Here is a 17,748-nt window from a genome sequence, read left to right as displayed (position 1 = left end):
GGCCAGTAGGTTGTGGGCAAGTCCTGAATTGGAGGCGGGATCGTGCAGAGCATCCGGCGGGTCGCGGTCATCGGCGGCAACCGCATCCCCTTCGCCCGGTCCAACTCCCGGTACGCCAGCGCGTCCAACGCCGACATGCTGGGCGCGGCCCTCGACGGGCTCGTCGCCCGGTTCGGGCTGGCCGGGCAGCGGGTCGGCGAGGTCGTCGCGGGGGCGGTGCTCAAGCACTCCCGGGACTTCAACCTCACCCGCGAGGTGGTGCTCGGCTCGAAGCTCGACCCGCACACCCCGGCGTACGACATCCAGCAGGCGTGCGGCACCGGCCTGGAGGCGACGATCCTGGTCGCCAACAAGATCGCCCTCGGGCAGCTCGACGTCGGCATCGCCGGCGGCGTCGACACCACCTCCGACGCCCCGCTCGCCGTCAACGAGGAGATGCGACGCACCCTGATCCGGCTCAACTCCGCCCGCACCCTCGGCGAGCGGCTGCGGATCGCGGCGAAGCTGCGCCCACTCCAGCCGTTCCAGCCGGAGATCCCGCGCAACGCGGAGCCGCGTACCGGGCTGTCGATGGGCGAGCACGCCGCCCGCACCGCCCTGCGCTGGAACGTCGACCGGCAGGCCCAGGACGAGCTGGCGCTGCGCTCCCACCAGCGGCTCGCCGCCGCGTACGAGCGGGGGTTCTTCGACGACCTGATGACCCCCTATCTGGGGCTGACCCGGGACCAGAACCTCCGCCCGGACACCACGCTGGAGAAGCTCGGCTCGCTCAAGCCGGTCTTCGGCCACCGGGGCCCGGACGCCGAGCACGCGACCATGACCGCCGGCAACTCGTCTCCGCTCACCGACGGCGCGTCCACGGTGCTGCTGGCCAGCGAGGAGTGGGCGGCCGAGCACAACCTGCCGGTGCTCGCCTGGTTCTCCTGGTCGGCGACGGCGGCCGTCGACTTCGTGCACGGCGACGAGGGGCTGCTGATGGCCCCCGCGTACGCCGTGCCCCGGATGCTGGCCGGGGCCGGGCTGACGTTGCAGGACTTCGACTACTACGAGATCCACGAGGCGTTCGCCTCCCAGGTGCTGGCCACCCTCGCCGCCTGGGAGTCGCCGGAGTTCTGCAAGGACCGGCTCGGCCTGGACGCCCCGCTCGGGCCGATCGACCGGGACAAAATCAACGTCAACGGCTCGTCCCTGGCCGCCGGCCACCCGTTCGCCGCCACCGGCGGGCGGATCGTCGCCACGCTGGCGAAGCTGCTCGCCGAGGCCGGCTCCGGGCGGGGGCTGATCTCGATCTGCGCGGCCGGCGGGCAGGGGGTCACCGCGATCCTGGAACGCTGACCCGCCGGCTGACCCGTCACCCGGGCGCTGACGCACGGGCCGCGGCTCTTCGTCCCGGGCGCGCAGCACGTCGACGTCCGGCGGCCAGGTGGCCGGCGGCCGACGTTCACCGTGCGTTCAGCTCGGTGTGTGGCTGTGGTGACCTCGGGCCGGCAGGGTGACCGGCGGCGCGCATGCGCCGGCAAGATCCGTACTCTGCGTCCGAACGGGGCCCGGCACACCGATGGACATCAGCGCAGCCGGGGCACCGGACCTGTCCGTGGTCGTCCCCATGTACAACGAGCAGGACGTCGTCGCGGTGTTCGTCGAGCGGCTGCGGCCGGTGCTCGACGGCACCGGCACCACGTACGAGGTGGTCGCCGTCGACGACGGCAGCCGGGACCGCACGGCCCGGCTGCTTCTCGACCACGCCCGGTCCTGGCCCCAGCTGCGGGTGGTCCGGCTGCGCCGCAACAGCGGCCACCAGGCCGCCCTGACCGCCGGGCTGCACCGGTCCCGGGGGCGCTGGGTGGTCAGCATCGACGCCGACCTCCAGGACCCGCCCGAGGTCATCCCCGAGATGCTGGCCACGGCCCGCGAGCGGGGCGTCGACGTCGTGTACGGGGTGCGCGCCGACCGGAGCACCGACACGCCCTTCAAGCGGGGCACCGCAGGCCTGTACTACCGGCTGATGCGCCGCATCGTCGGCGCTGACCTGCCCGCGCAGGCGGGCGACTTCCGGCTGGTCAGCCGGGACGTGGTGGAGGTGCTGCGCCGGTTGCCCGAGCGCACCCCGGTGTACCGGCTGCTGGTGCCCTCGCTCGGCTTCGCCGCCGCCGAGGTGCGCTACTCCCGCGCGGTCCGGGCCGCCGGGGCGACGAAGTACCCGCTGCGCCGGATGGTCGCGCTGGCCTGGGACAGCACGGCGAACTTCACCGCCGCGCCGCTGCGGCTGGCCACCTGGCTCGGCGTGGTCAGCTTCGCGTCCTGCCTGGTGCTGGCCGTCCTCGGCCTGATCGCGTACGCCGGCGGCGCGACCATTCCGGGCTGGACCTCGCTGTTCGTGGCGGTGCTGCTGTTCAGCGCCGTCCAGCTCATCTGCCTCGGCCTGCTCGGCGAGTACGTCGGTCGCATCTACCGCACCGTGCAGAACCGCCCCACCCACCTCGTCGGCTTCGACTCCGCCGAGGTCCCCGACCCGCCGGACGTGACCGTCGTCGAGCCGACCGCCGTACGCGACGCGCCGGCCGTGGCGGTGACGGGTGGCCGGGCCGGTGACTGAACCGGCCGTGCTGACGCAGGACGCGGCGGTACGGGAGGCGCCCGCGACGCGGGGCGTGCCGGCGGGGCGGGGCGGGATGGCCCGTCGGGTCGCGGCGGCGCTCGCCTGGTCGGCGGCGCTCGCCGCCCTCCTCGCCGGCTGGTGGTGGACGGGCACCCCCGGCGGCGACATCGCCCGGTACGTCGCCTACTGGGCGCTCGCCCTGGTGCTGCCCGGCACGCTCGTGCACCGGGCGCTGCGGGGCAGCCGGGGCAACCTGCCGGAGGACCTGGGCTACGGCGCGGCGGTCGGTCTGCTGCTGGAGCTCGCCGCCTGGGCGGTCGCCACGGCCAGCGGCACGCAGCCGGCGCTGCGCTGGTGGCCGGTCCCGGTGCTGGCGCTCTTCGTCGCGGTGCCCGGGCTGCGGCGGCACTGGCGGATCGCCCGGCCCCGGCCGCTGCCGCTGCCCTGGACGCTGGCGGTCGCCGGGGTGCTGGTCCTGCTGGTGGCCTGGGCGGCCGTGGGCTGGCGGGCCAACCCGCTGCCGCCGGTGGACCACGTCTACTACCAGGACCTGCTCTACCACCTGGGGCTGGTGCACGAGCTGACCCGGGACATGCCCTTCGAGCTGCCGCAACTGGCCGGGGAGCCGCTGCGCTACCACTACCTGGTCGACGCACACCTGGCCAGCGCCAGCATGATCACCGGTACGGGGCCGGCGACGGTCCTGCTCCGGCTGTGGCTGGTGCCGGTCGCCGCGACGGCCGTCGTCGTCACCGCCGGGCTGGCGCGGGACCTCAGCGGACGCTGGTGGGCCGGTCCGGTCGCCGCCGGGACGGCGTACGTCGGGGTGTCGCTCTCCCTCGGCTCCGCCGCCACGGCCAGCGGCACCCTCCCGCTGTCCGTCGAGAGCCCGTCGCAGACGTACCTGCTGCCCCTGCTCCTGCTGCTCATCGGCGTCTGCGTGGACGTGGTGCGCGGCCGGCGGCCCGGGCCGGGCTGGGCGCTGGTGCCGGCGGCGGGCCTGGCCGTCGCCGGTGCCAAGTCCAGCGGCCTGCCCCCGCTGATCGCCGGGGTGGCGCTGGCCGGGGTGGTCGTCGGCTGGCGGGCCCGCCGGGTGCCGTGGGCCGTCGTGTCGCTGTTCGCGGTGCTGGTCGCGGCCATGGTCGTCGGGTACCGCCTGTTCGCCGGGGGCGGCGCGGGCGTGCTCTCCCCGCAGGTGTTCGGGGTGCTGCGCTTCACCGCGCCGTGGCGGCAGACCGTCGGCGCGGGCGGGGGCATCGCCGCCGGCGGCCTGCTGCCGCCGGGACTCGCGGCGGCCGGCGGAACCGGGTGGCTCTTCGCGGTCGCCGTGCTGGGCTGGTGGCTGGTGCTCCAGGCGCCCCGGTTCGTGGGAGTGCTGCTCCTGGCCCGCCGGGGCACCCGGGTCGACCCGGCGGCATGGCTGCTGGCCGGCGCGCTGGTCGCCGGGGCGGGCGGGGCCTGGTCCTTCTTCCACCCGTCGGTCAGCCAGCTCTACTTCTTCCTGGCGGTGGTCCCGTTCGGGGCGCTGCTGACCGGCTGGCTGCTGGCCGCGGCGCGTCCGTGGTGGCCGGTCGTGGCGGTCGCCGGGGCGGTGGGCGCGGCGGCCCAGTGGCTGCTCGACCCGCTGGGTCCACCCGAGCGGACGCGGCGTGCCTGGCTGTGGGCGATGGCCGTGCCGGCGGGCCGGGTGCTGTTGCTGGCCGGCGTCGCCGCGCTGTTGGCCGTCCTGCTCACCGGGTTGCGCGCCCGACGGGGCCGGGGCCGGCTGCCGGCGGGGCCCGGCGAGGATCGGCCTCCGGCGGGGGCGTCGTGGCGTAGCCGGGCGGCGGTGGCCGGGGCGGTCGCCGCGCTGTGCGGGGCGAGCGTGGCCGGCGGCCTGGAGTGGACCGCCCGCCGGGTCGGGGACCCGCCCCGGGTGCTCTCCGCCGCCGACCGGCCGTGGGCGATCACCCGGGACGAGGCGCGGGCCGCCCTCTGGCTGGACGCCCATGCCGGCCCGGAGGACGTGGTGGCCACCAACGTGCACTGCCGGCCGGTGCCGACCGTCGCGCACTGCGACGCGCGGGCCTTCTGGGTGAGCGGGCTGGGCGGACGGCGGGCGCTGGTGGAGAGCTGGGGCTACACGGACGAGGCCCTGGCCGCGCACGCGCGCGACGGCTTCTCGTACCCCCGACAGCCCGCGCCCGACCCCGAGCTGTTCGCCCGCAACGAGCGGCTGTTCACCGCGCCGACGGCCGGGGAACTGGACCGGGTGCGCCGCGAGAACGGCGTCCGGTGGCTGTTCGCCGACTCGGCCGCCGGCCCGGTGTCGCCGGAGCTGGCCCGGCTCGCCGAGGTGCGGTTCGTCGCCGGCCCGGTGACCGTGTACCGCCTCCGCTGACCATGTCTGCGGCGGTGGTCCCTCCTGCGCAACGCCCACGCCACAGCAGACCAAGACCCTCGTGGTGACCGCGACGTTGCACGACATCCCGCGTCTGACCAGCAGCGGCTTCCCGCCGGCCCGCGCCGGCCCGCTCCGTCGCCAGGGGCGGGCTGGCTCGGGTGGCGGGCCCGGCGTGCGAAAGAATGAGGCACGTGACGACGATCCCGAACGTGCTCGCCCACCGGTACGCCTCGCCCGAGCTGGTCGCCCTCTGGTCACCTGAGGAGAAGGTGCGGATGGAGCGGCGGCTCTGGCTCGCCGTCCTCCGCGCCCAACGGGACCTCGGCGTGGCCGTCCCCGACGGCGTGGTCGAGGCGTACGAGCGGGTGCTCGACGACGTCGACCTGGCCTCGATCGCCGAGCGCGAGCGGGTCACCCGGCACGACGTGAAGGCCCGCATCGAGGAGTTCGGCGCGCTCGCCGGGCACGAGCACGTGCACAAGGGGATGACCTCCCGGGACCTCACCGAGAACGTCGAGCAACTCCAGGTCCGGGCGTCGCTGGAGCTGGTCCGCGACCGGGTGGTGGCCACCCTCGCCCGGCTCGCCCGGCTCGCCAACGAGCACTCCGGCCTGGTCATGACGGGCCGGTCGCACAACGTCGCGGCGCAGGCCACCACGTTGGGCAAGCGCTTCGCGTCGGCCGCCGAGGAACTGCTGATCGCGTACGAGCGGCTGGAGGACCTGATCGCCTGGTACCCGCTGCGGGGGATCAAGGGTCCGGTCGGCACCGCCGCCGACCAGCTCGACCTGTTCGACGGCGACGCCCACAAGGTCGCCGAGCTGGAGCGTCGGGTCGCCGAGCACCTCGGCTTCGCCCGGGTGCTGGACAGCGTCGGCCAGGTCTACCCCCGCTCGATCGACCTGGCGGTGCTCGCCGCGCTGGCCCAGGTCGCCGCCGCGCCGTCGTCGCTGGCCACCACGATCCGGCTGATGGTCGGCCAGGAGCTGGTCACCGAGGGCTTCAAGGCCGGCCAGGTGGGCTCCAGCGCGATGCCGCACAAGATGAACACCCGGTCCAGCGAACGGGTGAACGGCTTCGCGGTGATCATCCGGGGGTATCTGTCGATGGTCGGCGAGCTGGCCGGCGACCAGTGGAACGAGGGGGACGTCTCCTGCTCGGTGGTCCGCCGGGTGGCCCTGCCGGACGCGTTCTTCGCCGCCGACGGGCTGTTCCAGACGTTCCTCACCGTGCTGGACGAGTTCGGGGCGTACCCGGCGGTGGTCAACCGGGAGCTGGAGCGCTTCCTGCCCTTCCTGGCCACCACGAAGATCCTGGTCGCGGCGGTACGCCGGGGCGTCGGCCGGGAGGCCGCGCACGAGGCGATCAAGGAGCACGCGGTCGGTGTGGCGCTGGCGATGCGGGAGCGGGCGGCCGCCGAGAACGACCTGTTCGACCGCCTCGCCGCCGACGCCCGCCTGGGCCTGTCCCGCGCCGACATCGATGCCCTGGTTGCCGACCGCACCGCCTTCGTGGGCGCGGCCGGGGCCCAGGTCGACCGGGTGACCACCCGCATCGCCAAGATCGTCAGCGCCCACCCCGCGGCGGCAACCTACACTCCGCCCCCTATTCTCTGACCCCGCCGGCCGGCGGGGACGGGTCAGGAGTCGCGGGTGGGGGTTTCGGCCGCAGAGGAGAGGTCGGGGGCGCTGGCGGGTTCGGCGATGCCGCCCGGGTCCTTGGCGATCGTCGGGTCGTGTGCCGTGTCGGCGGCGATCGCCGGCTGGTCCGGGGGCATGACGTCCGGGGTCTTGGGGGCCACGATGACGGCCGTGCCGTACGCGCAGATCTCCATCCACATCTCGCCGCAGTCCCGGCTGTCGAAGCGCATGCCGATCACGGCGTTCGCGCCGAGGCGGCGGGCCTCGTCGCCGAGGCGGGCCACCGAGTCCGTACGCCAGCGGGTCAGGTTGTCCGGCGCCATCGGGTCGTACGCGCCGCCGCGGAGGTTCTTCACCCCCTCGCGGTACGGGTTGCGCGTCCTGGCCATCGAGGACACCACTTCACCGAGGATCTGGCGGATCTCGTAGCCGGGCAGTTGATCCGTCGTCACGACCAGCACGTTCTGATGCTGTCGCACCGGCCGGCGGCCGTTCGTCGGCCATGGCCACCTGACCGGATGCTGCAAAAGGGGTCGGCGCGGACGGCCGGCGCTCCGCCGACCATCCGCGCCGGGCAGGGCCCTAACCGGCAGACACCGGCCACCGAGGTATCCGGGGTCCGGTTGTACGCGATGTAACGATTCGGCGAACGCAGCCGCGGTGAATCGCCTGCCTCCGGACGTATCGCGCGGGATCGGACGCGATACGTCCCCGCGTCCCGCCGGTTATGTCGATCACTGCCTGGACTGCCCCCGGCCGGTGCGGCTGAGGCGGTATCTGCCAGGTAGGCTGGCTGCGCTCGCCCGTTGTGGGTCGGCACCCAACTGCGTACACAGTCAGGAGTGCCCAGTGCCTCGCGTCGTCGTCGACGTCATGCTCAAGCCCGAGATCCTCGATCCTCAGGGCCAGGCCGTCGCAAACGCGCTGCCCCGGCTCGGCGTCAGCGACGTCGCCTCTGTCCGGATCGGCAGGCGGATCGAGATCGACTTCACCGGTGAACCGGACCTGGACCGGGCCCGGGAGATCGCCGACAAGCTGCTCGCCAACCCGGTCATCGAGGACTTCACCGTCCGCCTCGTCGAGACCGTGGACGCGCAACCGTGACCGCCCGGGTCGGTGTGGTGACGTTCCCCGGCTCGCTCGACGACGGGGACGCGGCGCGGGCCGTCCGAATCGCCGGCGCGGAGCCGGTCCGGCTCTGGCACGGCGACCCGGACCTGCGCGGGGTGGACGCCGTCGTCCTACCCGGCGGCTTCTCCTACGGCGACTACCTGCGCTGCGGCGCCATCGCCCGGTTCGCCCCGGTGATGGAGACCCTGGTGGACGCCGCCCGTGGCGGCCTGCCGGTGCTCGGCATCTGCAACGGCTTCCAGATTCTCTGCGAGGCTCATCTGCTGCCCGGCGCGCTCACCCGCAACCAGCACCTGCACTTCCGCAACCGCGACCAGGTCCTGCGGATCGAGGCGGCCGGCACGGCGTGGACGAACACCTTCCAGCCCGGCCAGGAGATCCTGATCCCGGTCAAGAACGGCGAGGGCTGCTACGTCGCCGACGCCTCGACGCTGGACGAGCTGGAGGCCGAGGGTCGGGTCGTCGCCCGCTACGTCGGCGGCAACCCCAACGGGTCGCAGCGCGACATCGCCGCCATCACCAACCCCGCCGGCAACGTGGTCGGCATCATGCCGCACCCCGAGCACGCCGTGGAGGCGCTCACCGGCCCTTCCCTGGACGGCCTCGGCTTCTTCACCTCGGTGCTCAAGTACCTGGTGGGGGCGCCGGCGTGACCGTGCGCGGCACCAACGGTCGGCTCCACCGCCCCGGCGGCGGCGAGCGCAACGAGGAGAGGTCATGACCACCCATCCGGACCCGGCGGTACGGGAGACCCCGGGCGGCTTCCCCGCCGCCCCGGCGGAGCCCTTCGCGGCCACCGTGGCTCCGCAGGCCGGCCCGGTCGCCCCGGCCCGGCCCGGCGAGCCGGTCCACCCCGAGTCGTCCCGGCCCGTCCCGGCCGCCGACTGGGCGCACGGCCTGGACACCGTGTCGCGCGCCGCCGAAACCCCCGAGGAGCTTCAGCCGTACGCGGAGCTGGGTCTCCGCGACGACGAGTACGCCCGGATCCGGCAGATCCTCGGCCGGCGTCCCACCCAGGCCGAGCTGGCCATGTACTCGATCATGTGGAGCGAGCACTGCTCCTACAAGTCGAGCAAGGTGCACCTGCGCCAGTTCGGCGAGAAGGCCCCGCCGAGCGACCGGCTGCTGGCGGGCATCGGCGAGAACGCCGGCGTGGTCCAGGTCTCCGACGAGCTGGCGGTGACCTTCAAGGTCGAGTCGCACAACCACCCGAGCTTCGTCGAGCCGTACCAGGGCGCGGCGACCGGCGTCGGCGGCATCGTCCGGGACATCCTCGCCATGGGTGCCCGCCCGGTCGCCGTGATGGACCCGCTGCGCTTCGGCGCGGCCGAGCACCCCGACACCGCCCGGGTGATGCCCGGCGTGGTGGCCGGCGTCGGCGGCTACGGCAACTGCCTCGGCCTGCCCAACATCGGCGGCGAGGTCGTCTTCGACCCCTGCTACCAGGGCAACCCGCTGGTCAACGCGCTCTGCCTCGGCGTGCTGCGGGTCGACCGGCTGCAGAAGAAGGAGGCCACCGGCCCCGGCAACGTCGTGGTGCTGATGGGCGCCCGGACGGGCCGCGACGGCATCGGCGGCGTGTCGGTGCTGGCCAGCGCCACCTTCGACGAGGGCAGCGAGCAGCGTCGCCCGTCCGTGCAGGTCGGCGACCCGTTCATGGAGAAGCTGCTGATCGAGGCCTGCCTGGAGCTGTACGACGCCGAGCTGGTCGTCGGCATCCAGGACCTGGGCGGCGCGGGTCTGACCTGCGCGCTCACCGAGACGGCCGCCTCCGCCGGCACCGGCATGCGGGTCTGGCTGGAGCGGGTCCCGCTGCGCGAGGCCTCGATGGAGCCGCAGGAGATCCTGGCCAGCGAGTCCCAGGAGCGGATGCTGCTGGTCGTCGCACCGGAGAAGCTGGAGGCGGTACTCAAGACCGCCGAGAAGTGGGGCGTCTGGGCCACCGCGATCGGCGAGGTCACCGCCCCGTCGCCGGACGGCCGGCCGGGCCGCCTGGTGATCACCTGGCGCGACCAGCTCGTGGTGGACGTCCCGCCGGGCTCGCTGGTCGACGACGGCCCGGTCTACGCCCGCCCGATGCGCGAGCCGGCCGACCTGATCCTGCTCCAGGCCGACCGCGCCGAGACGTTGCCCCGGCCGTCGACGCCGGAGGCCCTGCGCGAGACGGTGCTGCGCATGATCGCGTCGCCGAACCTGGCCGACAAGACCTGGGTCACCGAGCAGTACGACCGGTACGTGCTGGGCAACACCGTGCTCGCCCAGCCGGAGGACTCCGGCGTGATCCGCATCGACGAGCGCACCGGCCTCGGCGTGGCCCTGTCGCTGGACGGCAACGGCCGGTACGCCCGCCTCGACCCGTACCACGGCACCAAGCTGGCGCTGGCCGAGGCGTACCGGAACGTGGCCGTGACCGGTGCGAAGCCGATCGCCGTGACCAACTGCCTCAACTTCGGCTCGCCGGAGGACCCGGGCGTGATGTGGCAGTTCGCCGAGGCCGTGCGTGGCCTGGCGGACGGCTGCCTGGAGCTGGGCATCCCGGTGACCGGCGGCAACGTCAGCTTCTACAACCAGACCGGCGCGGCGGCGATCCACCCGACCCCGGTCGTGGGCGTGCTCGGCGTGCTGGACGACGTCGCCAGCCGGGTGCCGATGGGCTTCGTCCCCCGCTCCGCCGGCGACCACGACCAGCTCTTCCTGCTCGGTGAGACGCACGTGGAGCTGTCCGGCTCCGAGTGGGCCTGGGTCACGCACGAGCACCTCGGTGGCATCCCGCCGCAGGTCGACCTGGGCCGCGAGCGGCAGCTTGCCGACCTGCTGGCCGAGGCGGCCCGGGTCGGGCACCTCAGCTCCGCGCACGACCTCTCCGACGGCGGTCTCGCCCAGAGCCTGGTCGAGTCCTGCCTGCGGCGTGGCGTCGGGGCGGCGATCGCGGTGCCGGAGCAGTTCACCGGTGGCTCGATGCCGTTCGTCTTCCTGTTCAGCGAGTCGGCCGGGCGGGTTCTGGTTTCGGTGCCGCGCGGCCACGAGAAGGCGTTCACCGCACTGTGCGCCGAGCACGGGGTGCCGTGGGAGTTCATCGGGGTCACCGACCCGGCCGGCGGGGCGTTGGAGGTGCGCGGCCAGTTCCGGATCGGCTTGGACGAACTTGCCGCCGCGCACACCGCCACGCTGCCCAGGCTCTTCGGCGGGTCGGAGCAGCCGGTCGCGTCGGCGAGGGCCGTCCCCGCCGCGCCGTCCGCCGCAGCGGCAGCGACGCAGCCCGTCGCGGCGACGCTGGCCGTTGGCGAGGCGGAGTCGTCCGCGCCAGCAGCGGAGCCGCCCGCACCGGAGGCTGCCGAGCCGCCAGCGGCTCAGGTCGCCCCGGCTGTCGCCGCCGACGGGCCGCAGCCGGCCGGGGCCGAGCCGCAGCGGGTCGACGGCGCGGAGCCGGCGGACGGTCCCGACCCCGGTGAGTCCGATCGGTCCGCCGCGCCCGATCAGCGCTGAGGCGTTGACCGTAACGGTCTACGCCCAGCCCGGCTCGGGTGCCCGGTTCGACTGGGGGCTGGCCGGGGCGGCGGAACTCGGCCGCGTCTGCGCCGTCCTGGTGGTGGTGGACGTGCTCTCGTTCACCACCACCGTGGAGGTGGCGGTCGCCCGGGGCATGCGGGTGCACCCGTTCCCCTGGGGCGAGCAGGCGGCCGAGTACGCCCGCCGGGTCGGCGCGGTTGCCGCCGTGGGGCGTCGGCAGGTGACCCCGGCCCAGCCGTGGTCGCTCTCCCCGGCGGCCCTGCGCACCGCGCCGGCCGTCGCGGACCTGGTGCTGCCGTCGCCGAACGGCTCGGCGATCAGCGCCGCCGCCAGCGCCACGGGGCTGCCGGTGGTCGCGGCCTGCCTGCGTAACGCCCGCGCCGTCGGGCGTTGGCTGACCGACCAGGGGTACGGCTCGGTCGACGCCCCGATCGGCGTGGTGGCCTCCGGGGAGCGCTGGCCGGACGGTTCGCTGCGCCCGTCGGTGGAGGACCAGCTCGGGGCGGCGTATGTGCTCGACGCGCTCTCCGGTGTGCCCGGCGGGCTGTCGGTGGAGGCGGCGATGGCGCTTGCCGCGCTGGCCGCCATTCCGGACGTACCGTCCGCCGTGCGCGGCTGCGTCTCCGGCCGCGAACTGACCGAGGGTGGCTTCGGCGGGGACGTGGAGGTCGCCGTCCAGGTCAATGTCTCGGGCGTGGTGCCGGTGCTGCGCCAGGGCGTCTTCTCCGCCGCCCGGCTCTGAGCAGCCGGGCCACACACGCCTACTCGAGGGGAGCGGCTGCCGGAGTCGGCAGCCGCTCCCCTCGTCGTTCGGGCGCGGGATGGGCCCGCGTCAGATCAGTCGTCCAACCAGTCCAGCCGGCGGCCACCCCGGTCCTGCTGCGGCGGGCCGTCGGGCCGGTCCCGGCCCTGCTGCTGGGCCTGGTCGTCGTAGTAGCCGCCGCCCTGCTGCTGGTCGTAGCTGGTCGGCTGCGCGTAACCGCGGTCGTCGTAGCCGCCGCGTTGCTGCGGGGGCTCCTGACCGTACCCGCCCTGTTGGCCGTAGCCCCCCTGTTGGCCGTAGCCCTCGGTGCCGTACCCGCCGCGCTGGTCGTAGCCGCCTTGCTGGCCGTAGCCTTCGGTGCCGTACCCGCCGGTGGGTGCACTGCCGCCGGCGTACCCGCCGGTGGGCTCGCCGCCGCCGTAGCCGCCGGTGGGCTCGCCGCCGCCCCGGCCGTACTGCGGGGCCTCCGGCTGGCCGTAGCCGTGAGCCTGCTCTGGCTGGTAGGTGCTGGTCGGGTACGGGTCGGCGGGTGGTGTGTAGGAGGCGGTGCCGTCGCCGGTGTAGCGCCCGGTCGGCTCGTCGTAGCGCTCGCCGCCGTAGCCGCCACCGCCCTGGGCCGGGTACCCCCTGGCCGGTGCGCCCGCCGGGGCGCCGTACCCGCCGCCGGACGGTGCCTCGGCGCCGTATCCGTCGCCCGCGTTGCCGTACCCGCCACCCGAGGCCGGCGCGCTGCCGTACCCGCCACCCGAGGCCGGGGCGCTGCCGTAGCCGCCACCCGAGGCCGGCGCGTTGCCGTACCCGCCACCCGAGGCCGGGGCGCTGCCGTACCCGCCCGGCGCGGAGGCGCTGCCGTAGCCGCCGCCCGATGCGGGGGCGGTGCCGTAGCCGGCACCGGAGGCCGGCGCGCCGCCGTACCCGCCGGCCGCGCCGTAACCGCCGGCCTGGGGCTCGTCGCCGTAGCCGCCGCCGGCCCAACCGCCCTGCTGTTGGCCGCCCGCGCCGTACTGGGCGGGCGGAGCGCCGTAGGGGTCCGGCGGAACGTCGTCGACGATCGGCCGGTGCATCATCGTCGGGGCGTCACTGAGCGAGGTGCCGCCGACCATCGTCGGGGCGGGGCCGGCACCCACCCGGTTCACCACTCGCGTCTGGTCGTCCACCCCGCCGTACGCCCCCCGGGTGGCCGGGATCGCGCCCGCCGCGGCGGCACCCGTCGGGGCGTCCTCGGTGTCGTCGCCGGTCTCCCGGCGCTTCATCCACAGCAGCACGATGGTACCGACGCCGACCGCCACGAACAGGCCGCCGAGCAGGATGAGCAGCCAGGACCCGAAGCCGCTGTCGTCCTCGGCGGCGGCGTTCTTCACGGCGCCCGCGGTGGCACCCGGCGTCTCCTCGGTGGCCTCGTCGGTCGCCTCGTCGGTCGGCAGCGGCTCCTCGCTGGCCGACGGGCTGGGGCTCGGGCTCACCTCGACCTTGATCGCCAGGCTGAGCCGCTGGCCGCTCACACTCTGCCCGGCACTCGCGGTGAAGGACTTGGTGGCGTTCACCGTGCCCTGGATTGCGCCGATGTCGATCCGGCCGGGAGTGATGGGCCGGTCGGTGCTGCCGGTGAAGCTGAAGTTGCCGCTGCCGTTGCTGGTGGTCTCGTAGCGGTGCCCGGCGCTGTCCTGGAGCATCACGACGGCGTTCGGCACCGCCTCGCCGTTGGCCGTCGCGACGACCTTGCCGGAGACCGACCTGACGGTCTGTGTCTGGGCGGGGGTCGTCGGCGCGGCCTTGGCGACCAAGGTGACCGTCGTCGAGCCCTGCTGGCTCTGACCGTTCGTGTCGGTGGCCTTGACCGTGATCACAGCGGAGCCGTTGGCGGCATCGGCGGCGAGCCTGAAGGTTGCGGTGTAGTTGGCGCTCTGGTCGACGCGCCCGCGAGAACAGCCGTCAACGCAGGTCAGCTTCGAGTTGTTCGAGTTGACCTGCACGTCGGCCGATTCGTCGGGGATGGCGAATTTCAGGCTGTAGGTGACTCGCACGGTGCCGCCAGCTTCGACCGAACTCGGCGAGGCCGATACGTTGCCGACACTGGGAGCGGCCAGGGCGGGTGTGGCGGGGGTGGCGAGCAGGGCGCCGACAACCAGCGCCACGACCACACCGGCCCGCTGCTGCCAGGCACGTCGGTGTGTTGACACGTCCACCGCCTTCCGGTCTGACTTCCCTGGCCGGCGGGGCGCCGGCCGGGGATCATCACGGTACGAATACGCCGTCGGCAACTATGCCTTGTCTGACCGGATCGGCGCGACCCAGGGCCAGCGTCGAAAGCGCCGGAGCAGGGTCGTATCGTCCCTTCGTGTCCTCTCCGCACTTTAAGTCCGCAGCGGTCGCCGAGGCGCTCGCCGCGCTCGATGAAGGTCGTACGCCCGAACGGCCGGTGTTCCGGGAGGCGGTCCGTGCCTTGTTGGCCGCCCTCACGGAGCGTGCCCCCGGCCGATCGGTGGAGGTGCGTGTCCCACCTTACGGTGCAGTTCAGTGCATTCCCGGTCCCCGACACACCCGCGGCACCCCGCCGAACGTCGTCGAGCTGGATCCGACCACGTGGCTGGAGCTCGCGACGGGCCGCCGGAGCTGGGCGGACGCGGTCACCGAGGGTCGTGTTCGGGTCAGCGGGGCCCGTTCGGACCTCTCCGCGCACCTTCCGCTTCATCTGAGTGAACGATCCGACTAGACGATCACTCACCGGAGCTGGACCGTGACTTTCTGTATTGACGCTGATTCGCGTACACTGTCAGGCGACGACAGTGGTCCCGGCCGGGCAACGCGGACCAGCAACTCCGTCCGGCCCGGCCAGTCCCGACCAGCATGAGGGAGCGGCAGGTGCCCCGAGGCGACGGCCGGCTGAGCCACGACCTTGATCCCCAGCGACCCGGCCCCCAGGACGCCTGCGGCGTCTTCGGCGTCTGGGCGCCCGGGGAGGAGGTCGCCAACCTGACCTACTTCGGGCTCTACGCCCTCCAGCACCGTGGCCAGGAGGCCGCCGGGATAGCCGTCAGCGACGGCTCCGGGGTGGTGGTCTACAAAGACCTCGGCCTGGTGGCCCAGGTATTCGACGAGCCGACCCTGGCGAGCCTGCGTGGGCACCTGGCGATCGGTCACGCGCGATACTCGACGACCGGCGGCTCGACCTGGGAGAACGCCCAGCCGACCATCCGGTCCACCAGCGCGGGCACCACCATCGCGCTGGCGCACAACGGCAACCTGGTCAACACCGCCGAGTTGCAGCGCGAGGTGGCCGAGCGGGGCCTGGTCGCCGACGGCGCGACCAACGACACCTCGCTGGTGACCATGCTGCTGGCCAGCCGGCCGGACCTGTCGGTCGAGGCCGCCGCGCTGGAGGTGCTGCCCCAGCTACGCGGGGCGTTCAGCTTCGTCTTCATGGACGAGTCGACGCTCTACGCGGCCCGCGACCCGCACGGCGTGCGCCCGCTGGTCCTCGGCCGGTTGGAGCGCGGCTGGGTGGTGGCGAGCGAGACCGCCGCGCTGGACATCGTGGGCGCGAGCGTGGTCCGCGAGGTGGAGCCGGGCGAGCTGATCGCCATCGACGAGGACGGCCTGCGATCGGCCCGGTTCGCCTCGCCCGAGCCGAAGGGCTGCCTCTTCGAGTACGTCTACATCGCCCGCCCCGACGCCACCATCGCGGGGCGCAACGTGCACGCGGCCCGGGTGCAGATCGGCCGTCAGCTCGCCAAGGAGCACCCGGTCGAGGCGGACCTGGTCATCCCGGTGCCGGAGTCCGGCACCCCGGCGGCCATCGGGTACGCCGAGGAGTCCGGCATCACCTACGGCGCCGGTCTGATGAAGAACCCGTACGTCGGCCGGACCTTCATCCAGCCGTCGCAGACCCTGCGCCAGCTCGGCATCCGGCTGAAGCTCAACCCGCTGCGGGAGAACGTGCGGGGCAAGCGGCTGGTGGTGGTCGACGACTCGATCGTGCGCGGCAACACCCAGCGGGCGATCGTGCGGATGCTGCGCGAGGCGGGCGCGCTGGAGGTCCACGTGCGGATCTCCTCCCCGCCGGTCAACTGGCCGTGTTTCTACGGCATCGACTTCGCCACCCGGGCCGAGCTGTTGGCCAACGGGCTGGACAACGAGGGCATCCGGCGGTCCATCGGCGCCGACACGCTGGGCTATGTTTCGCTGCCCGGCCTGATCGCCGCGACCGAGCAGCCGAAGACCCGGCTCTGCCGGGCCTGCTTCGATGGGGAGTACCCGATCGAGCTGCCGGCCGGGAACCTGATCGGCAAGCACGTGCTCGAAGGGGTGGGACGCCGGGTCGCCGATGCCCCGGACGCCCTCGGGCACGTCGTCCCACCGCTCGTCGCCACTTCGGGCGGCGCGACCGTACACCGCCCATAGCATCGCCCGACGCGGGTCCGACCGGCCACCGCCGGGCCCCGCGAGAACCACAAAAGGGGAGAACCGTGACGCACGTGTCCGAGCGCAGCGGCACAGGAAGCAGCTCGACCAGCACCGGCGGCGACCGCACGCCCTGGACGGCCGGCACCGGCCGCCCGGCGCGTAAACGCTCGGTCTCGTACGCGGACGCGGGCGTCTCGATCGAGGCGGGCGACCGTGCGGTCGAGCTGCTCAAGTCCAAGGTCAAGCAGACCCGTCGTCCGGAGGTCATGGGCGACCTCGGCGGCTTCGCCGGCCTGTTCCGGCTGGACACGAAGAAGTACAGGAACCCGATCCTCGCGTCCTCCACCGACGGCGTCGGCACCAAGCTGGTGATCGCCCAGCAGCTCGACATCCACGACACGATCGGCATCGACCTGGTCGCGATGGTCGTGGACGACCTGGTGGCCTGCGGGGCCGAGCCGCTGTTCCTGCTCGACTACATCGCCTGCGGCGAGGTCGTCCCCGACAAGGTGGCCGAGATCGGCGCGGGCATCGCCGACGGCTGCAGGTACGCCGGCTGCGCGCTGCTCGGCGGCGAGACCGCCGAGCACCCCGGCGTGCTGCGCCCGGACGAGTACGACGTCTCCGCCACCGGCGTCGGGGTGGTGGAGGAGAGCGAGATCCTCAGCCCGGAGCGGGTGGAGACCGGTGACGTGGTCATCGCGATGCGCTCCTCGGGCCTGCACTCCAACGGCTACTCCCTGGTCCGGCACGTGCTGCTGGGCGCCGGCCGGATGCGGCTGGACGTGGTGATCGAGGACTTCGGCCGGCAGCGCACCCTCGGCGAGGAGTTGCTCACCCCGACCAAGATCTACGCCCAGGACTGCCTCAAGCTGATCGCCGAGGCCGAGGTGCGGTCGATCGCGCACGTCACCGGCGGCGGCATCCCGGGGAACCTGGTCCGCATCCTGCCGGAGAACGTGGACGCGGTGGTCAACCGCTCCACGTGGAAGCCGCAGCCCATCTTCGACCTGATCCAGTCCAAGGGCCGGATCGAGGACCACGAGATGGAGGCGACGTTCAACATGGGCGTGGGCATGTTCGCCATCGTCTCCGCCGAGGACGCCGACCGTGCGCTCGCCACGCTGACCGGGCGGGGCGTGGACGCCTGGCAGGCTGGCGAGATCATCGAGGGCACCGGCAAGGTGCAGATGGTTGGCCAGCACACCCGGGGTTAGTATCGAGAGTCATTGATCAGTCAAGGCGTCTGAGCGGGGGTTACCCGAGCGGCCATCGCCGCCTAGCCTGAAGGCCACCCTTCGGGTGGGGAAGGAGGGCG

At 73.8% G+C, this 17,748-nt stretch carries 12 protein-coding genes and 1 pseudogene; 11 read left to right on the top strand and 2 right to left on the bottom strand.

What is annotated here, in order from left to right; genetic code table 11:
• Positions 1-42 precede the first annotated feature (42 nt).
• From E1258_RS03560 to purB, 4 genes are all read left to right on the top strand, one after another.
• Positions 43-1,335 carry an acetyl-CoA C-acetyltransferase gene (locus E1258_RS03560; RefSeq protein WP_007073978.1) on the top strand — a complete coding sequence of 431 codons (1,293 nt, stop codon included), beginning with the start codon at positions 43-45 and terminating at the stop codon, positions 1,333-1,335.
• Between the two features lie 223 nt (positions 1,336-1,558).
• Positions 1,559-2,596, top strand: a complete 1,038-nt coding sequence (locus tag E1258_RS03555) for a glycosyltransferase family 2 protein (RefSeq protein ID WP_243715152.1) — start codon at positions 1,559-1,561, stop codon at positions 2,594-2,596.
• On the top strand, positions 2,589-4,979 hold the full coding sequence (locus E1258_RS03550) for a hypothetical protein (RefSeq protein ID WP_132396776.1): 2,391 nt from the start codon (positions 2,589-2,591) through the stop codon (positions 4,977-4,979). Before E1258_RS03555 ends, E1258_RS03550 begins: the two co-directional genes overlap by 8 nt.
• 194 nt (positions 4,980-5,173) lie before the next feature.
• Positions 5,174-6,598, top strand: coding sequence for an adenylosuccinate lyase (gene purB / locus E1258_RS03545; protein WP_132396774.1), 1,425 nt, complete (start codon positions 5,174-5,176; stop codon positions 6,596-6,598).
• 23 nt (positions 6,599-6,621) lie between these two features.
• On the opposite strand, the pseudogene E1258_RS03540 reads toward purB, so the two are convergent.
• Positions 6,622-7,187: pseudogene (locus E1258_RS03540) on the bottom strand (YbjQ family protein).
• 284 nt (positions 7,188-7,471) lie between these two features.
• Here E1258_RS03540 and purS point away from each other — a divergent pair.
• From purS to E1258_RS03520, 4 genes are all read left to right on the top strand, one after another.
• Positions 7,472-7,726, top strand: a complete 255-nt coding sequence (purS, locus tag E1258_RS03535; protein ID WP_036373627.1) for a phosphoribosylformylglycinamidine synthase subunit PurS — start codon at positions 7,472-7,474, stop codon at positions 7,724-7,726.
• Positions 7,723-8,406, top strand: coding sequence for a phosphoribosylformylglycinamidine synthase subunit PurQ (gene purQ, locus E1258_RS03530; protein ID WP_132396770.1), 684 nt, complete (start codon positions 7,723-7,725; stop codon positions 8,404-8,406). Before purS ends, purQ begins: the two co-directional genes overlap by 4 nt.
• Positions 8,407-8,470: 64 nt before the next feature.
• On the top strand, positions 8,471-11,239 hold the full coding sequence (gene purL, locus E1258_RS03525; RefSeq protein WP_132396768.1) for a phosphoribosylformylglycinamidine synthase subunit PurL: 2,769 nt from the start codon (positions 8,471-8,473) through the stop codon (positions 11,237-11,239).
• A 4-nt stretch (positions 11,240-11,243) separates the two neighbouring features.
• Entirely contained in the window at positions 11,244-12,005 is a 762-nt protein-coding gene (locus E1258_RS03520; RefSeq protein WP_132396766.1) for a 2-phosphosulfolactate phosphatase, read from the top strand.
• 95 nt (positions 12,006-12,100) lie between these two features.
• Here the strand turns inward: E1258_RS03520 and E1258_RS03515 are convergent, their stop codons facing one another.
• Positions 12,101-14,206 carry a carboxypeptidase-like regulatory domain-containing protein gene (locus E1258_RS03515; RefSeq protein WP_165949617.1) on the bottom strand — a complete coding sequence of 702 codons (2,106 nt, stop codon included), beginning with the start codon at positions 14,204-14,206 and terminating at the stop codon, positions 12,101-12,103.
• Positions 14,207-14,364: 158 nt separating this feature from the next.
• On the opposite strand from E1258_RS03515, the gene E1258_RS03510 reads away from it, so the two are divergent.
• The 3 genes from E1258_RS03510 to purM all read left to right on the top strand — a co-directional run bounded on the left by E1258_RS03510 (position 14,365) and on the right by purM (position 17,647).
• Entirely contained in the window at positions 14,365-14,739 is a 375-nt protein-coding gene (locus tag E1258_RS03510; RefSeq protein ID WP_132396764.1) for a sterol carrier family protein, read from the top strand.
• A 149-nt stretch (positions 14,740-14,888) separates the two neighbouring features.
• Positions 14,889-16,427 (top strand): amidophosphoribosyltransferase, encoded by a 1,539-nt coding sequence (gene purF, locus E1258_RS03505; RefSeq protein WP_132396762.1) that lies wholly within the window; start codon positions 14,889-14,891, stop codon positions 16,425-16,427.
• A 65-nt stretch (positions 16,428-16,492) separates the two neighbouring features.
• A complete protein-coding gene (purM, locus tag E1258_RS03500) occupies positions 16,493-17,647 on the top strand; it encodes a phosphoribosylformylglycinamidine cyclo-ligase (RefSeq protein ID WP_132396760.1) in 1,155 nt (384 codons plus the stop codon).
• Positions 17,648-17,748: the final 101 nt, after the last annotated feature.

Origin of the sequence: Micromonospora sp. KC207, from assembly GCF_004348615.1 — a bacterium.
GTDB lineage: Bacteria > Actinomycetota > Actinomycetes > Mycobacteriales > Micromonosporaceae > Micromonospora.
This window is presented reverse-complemented; position numbering and strand designations above follow the sequence as displayed.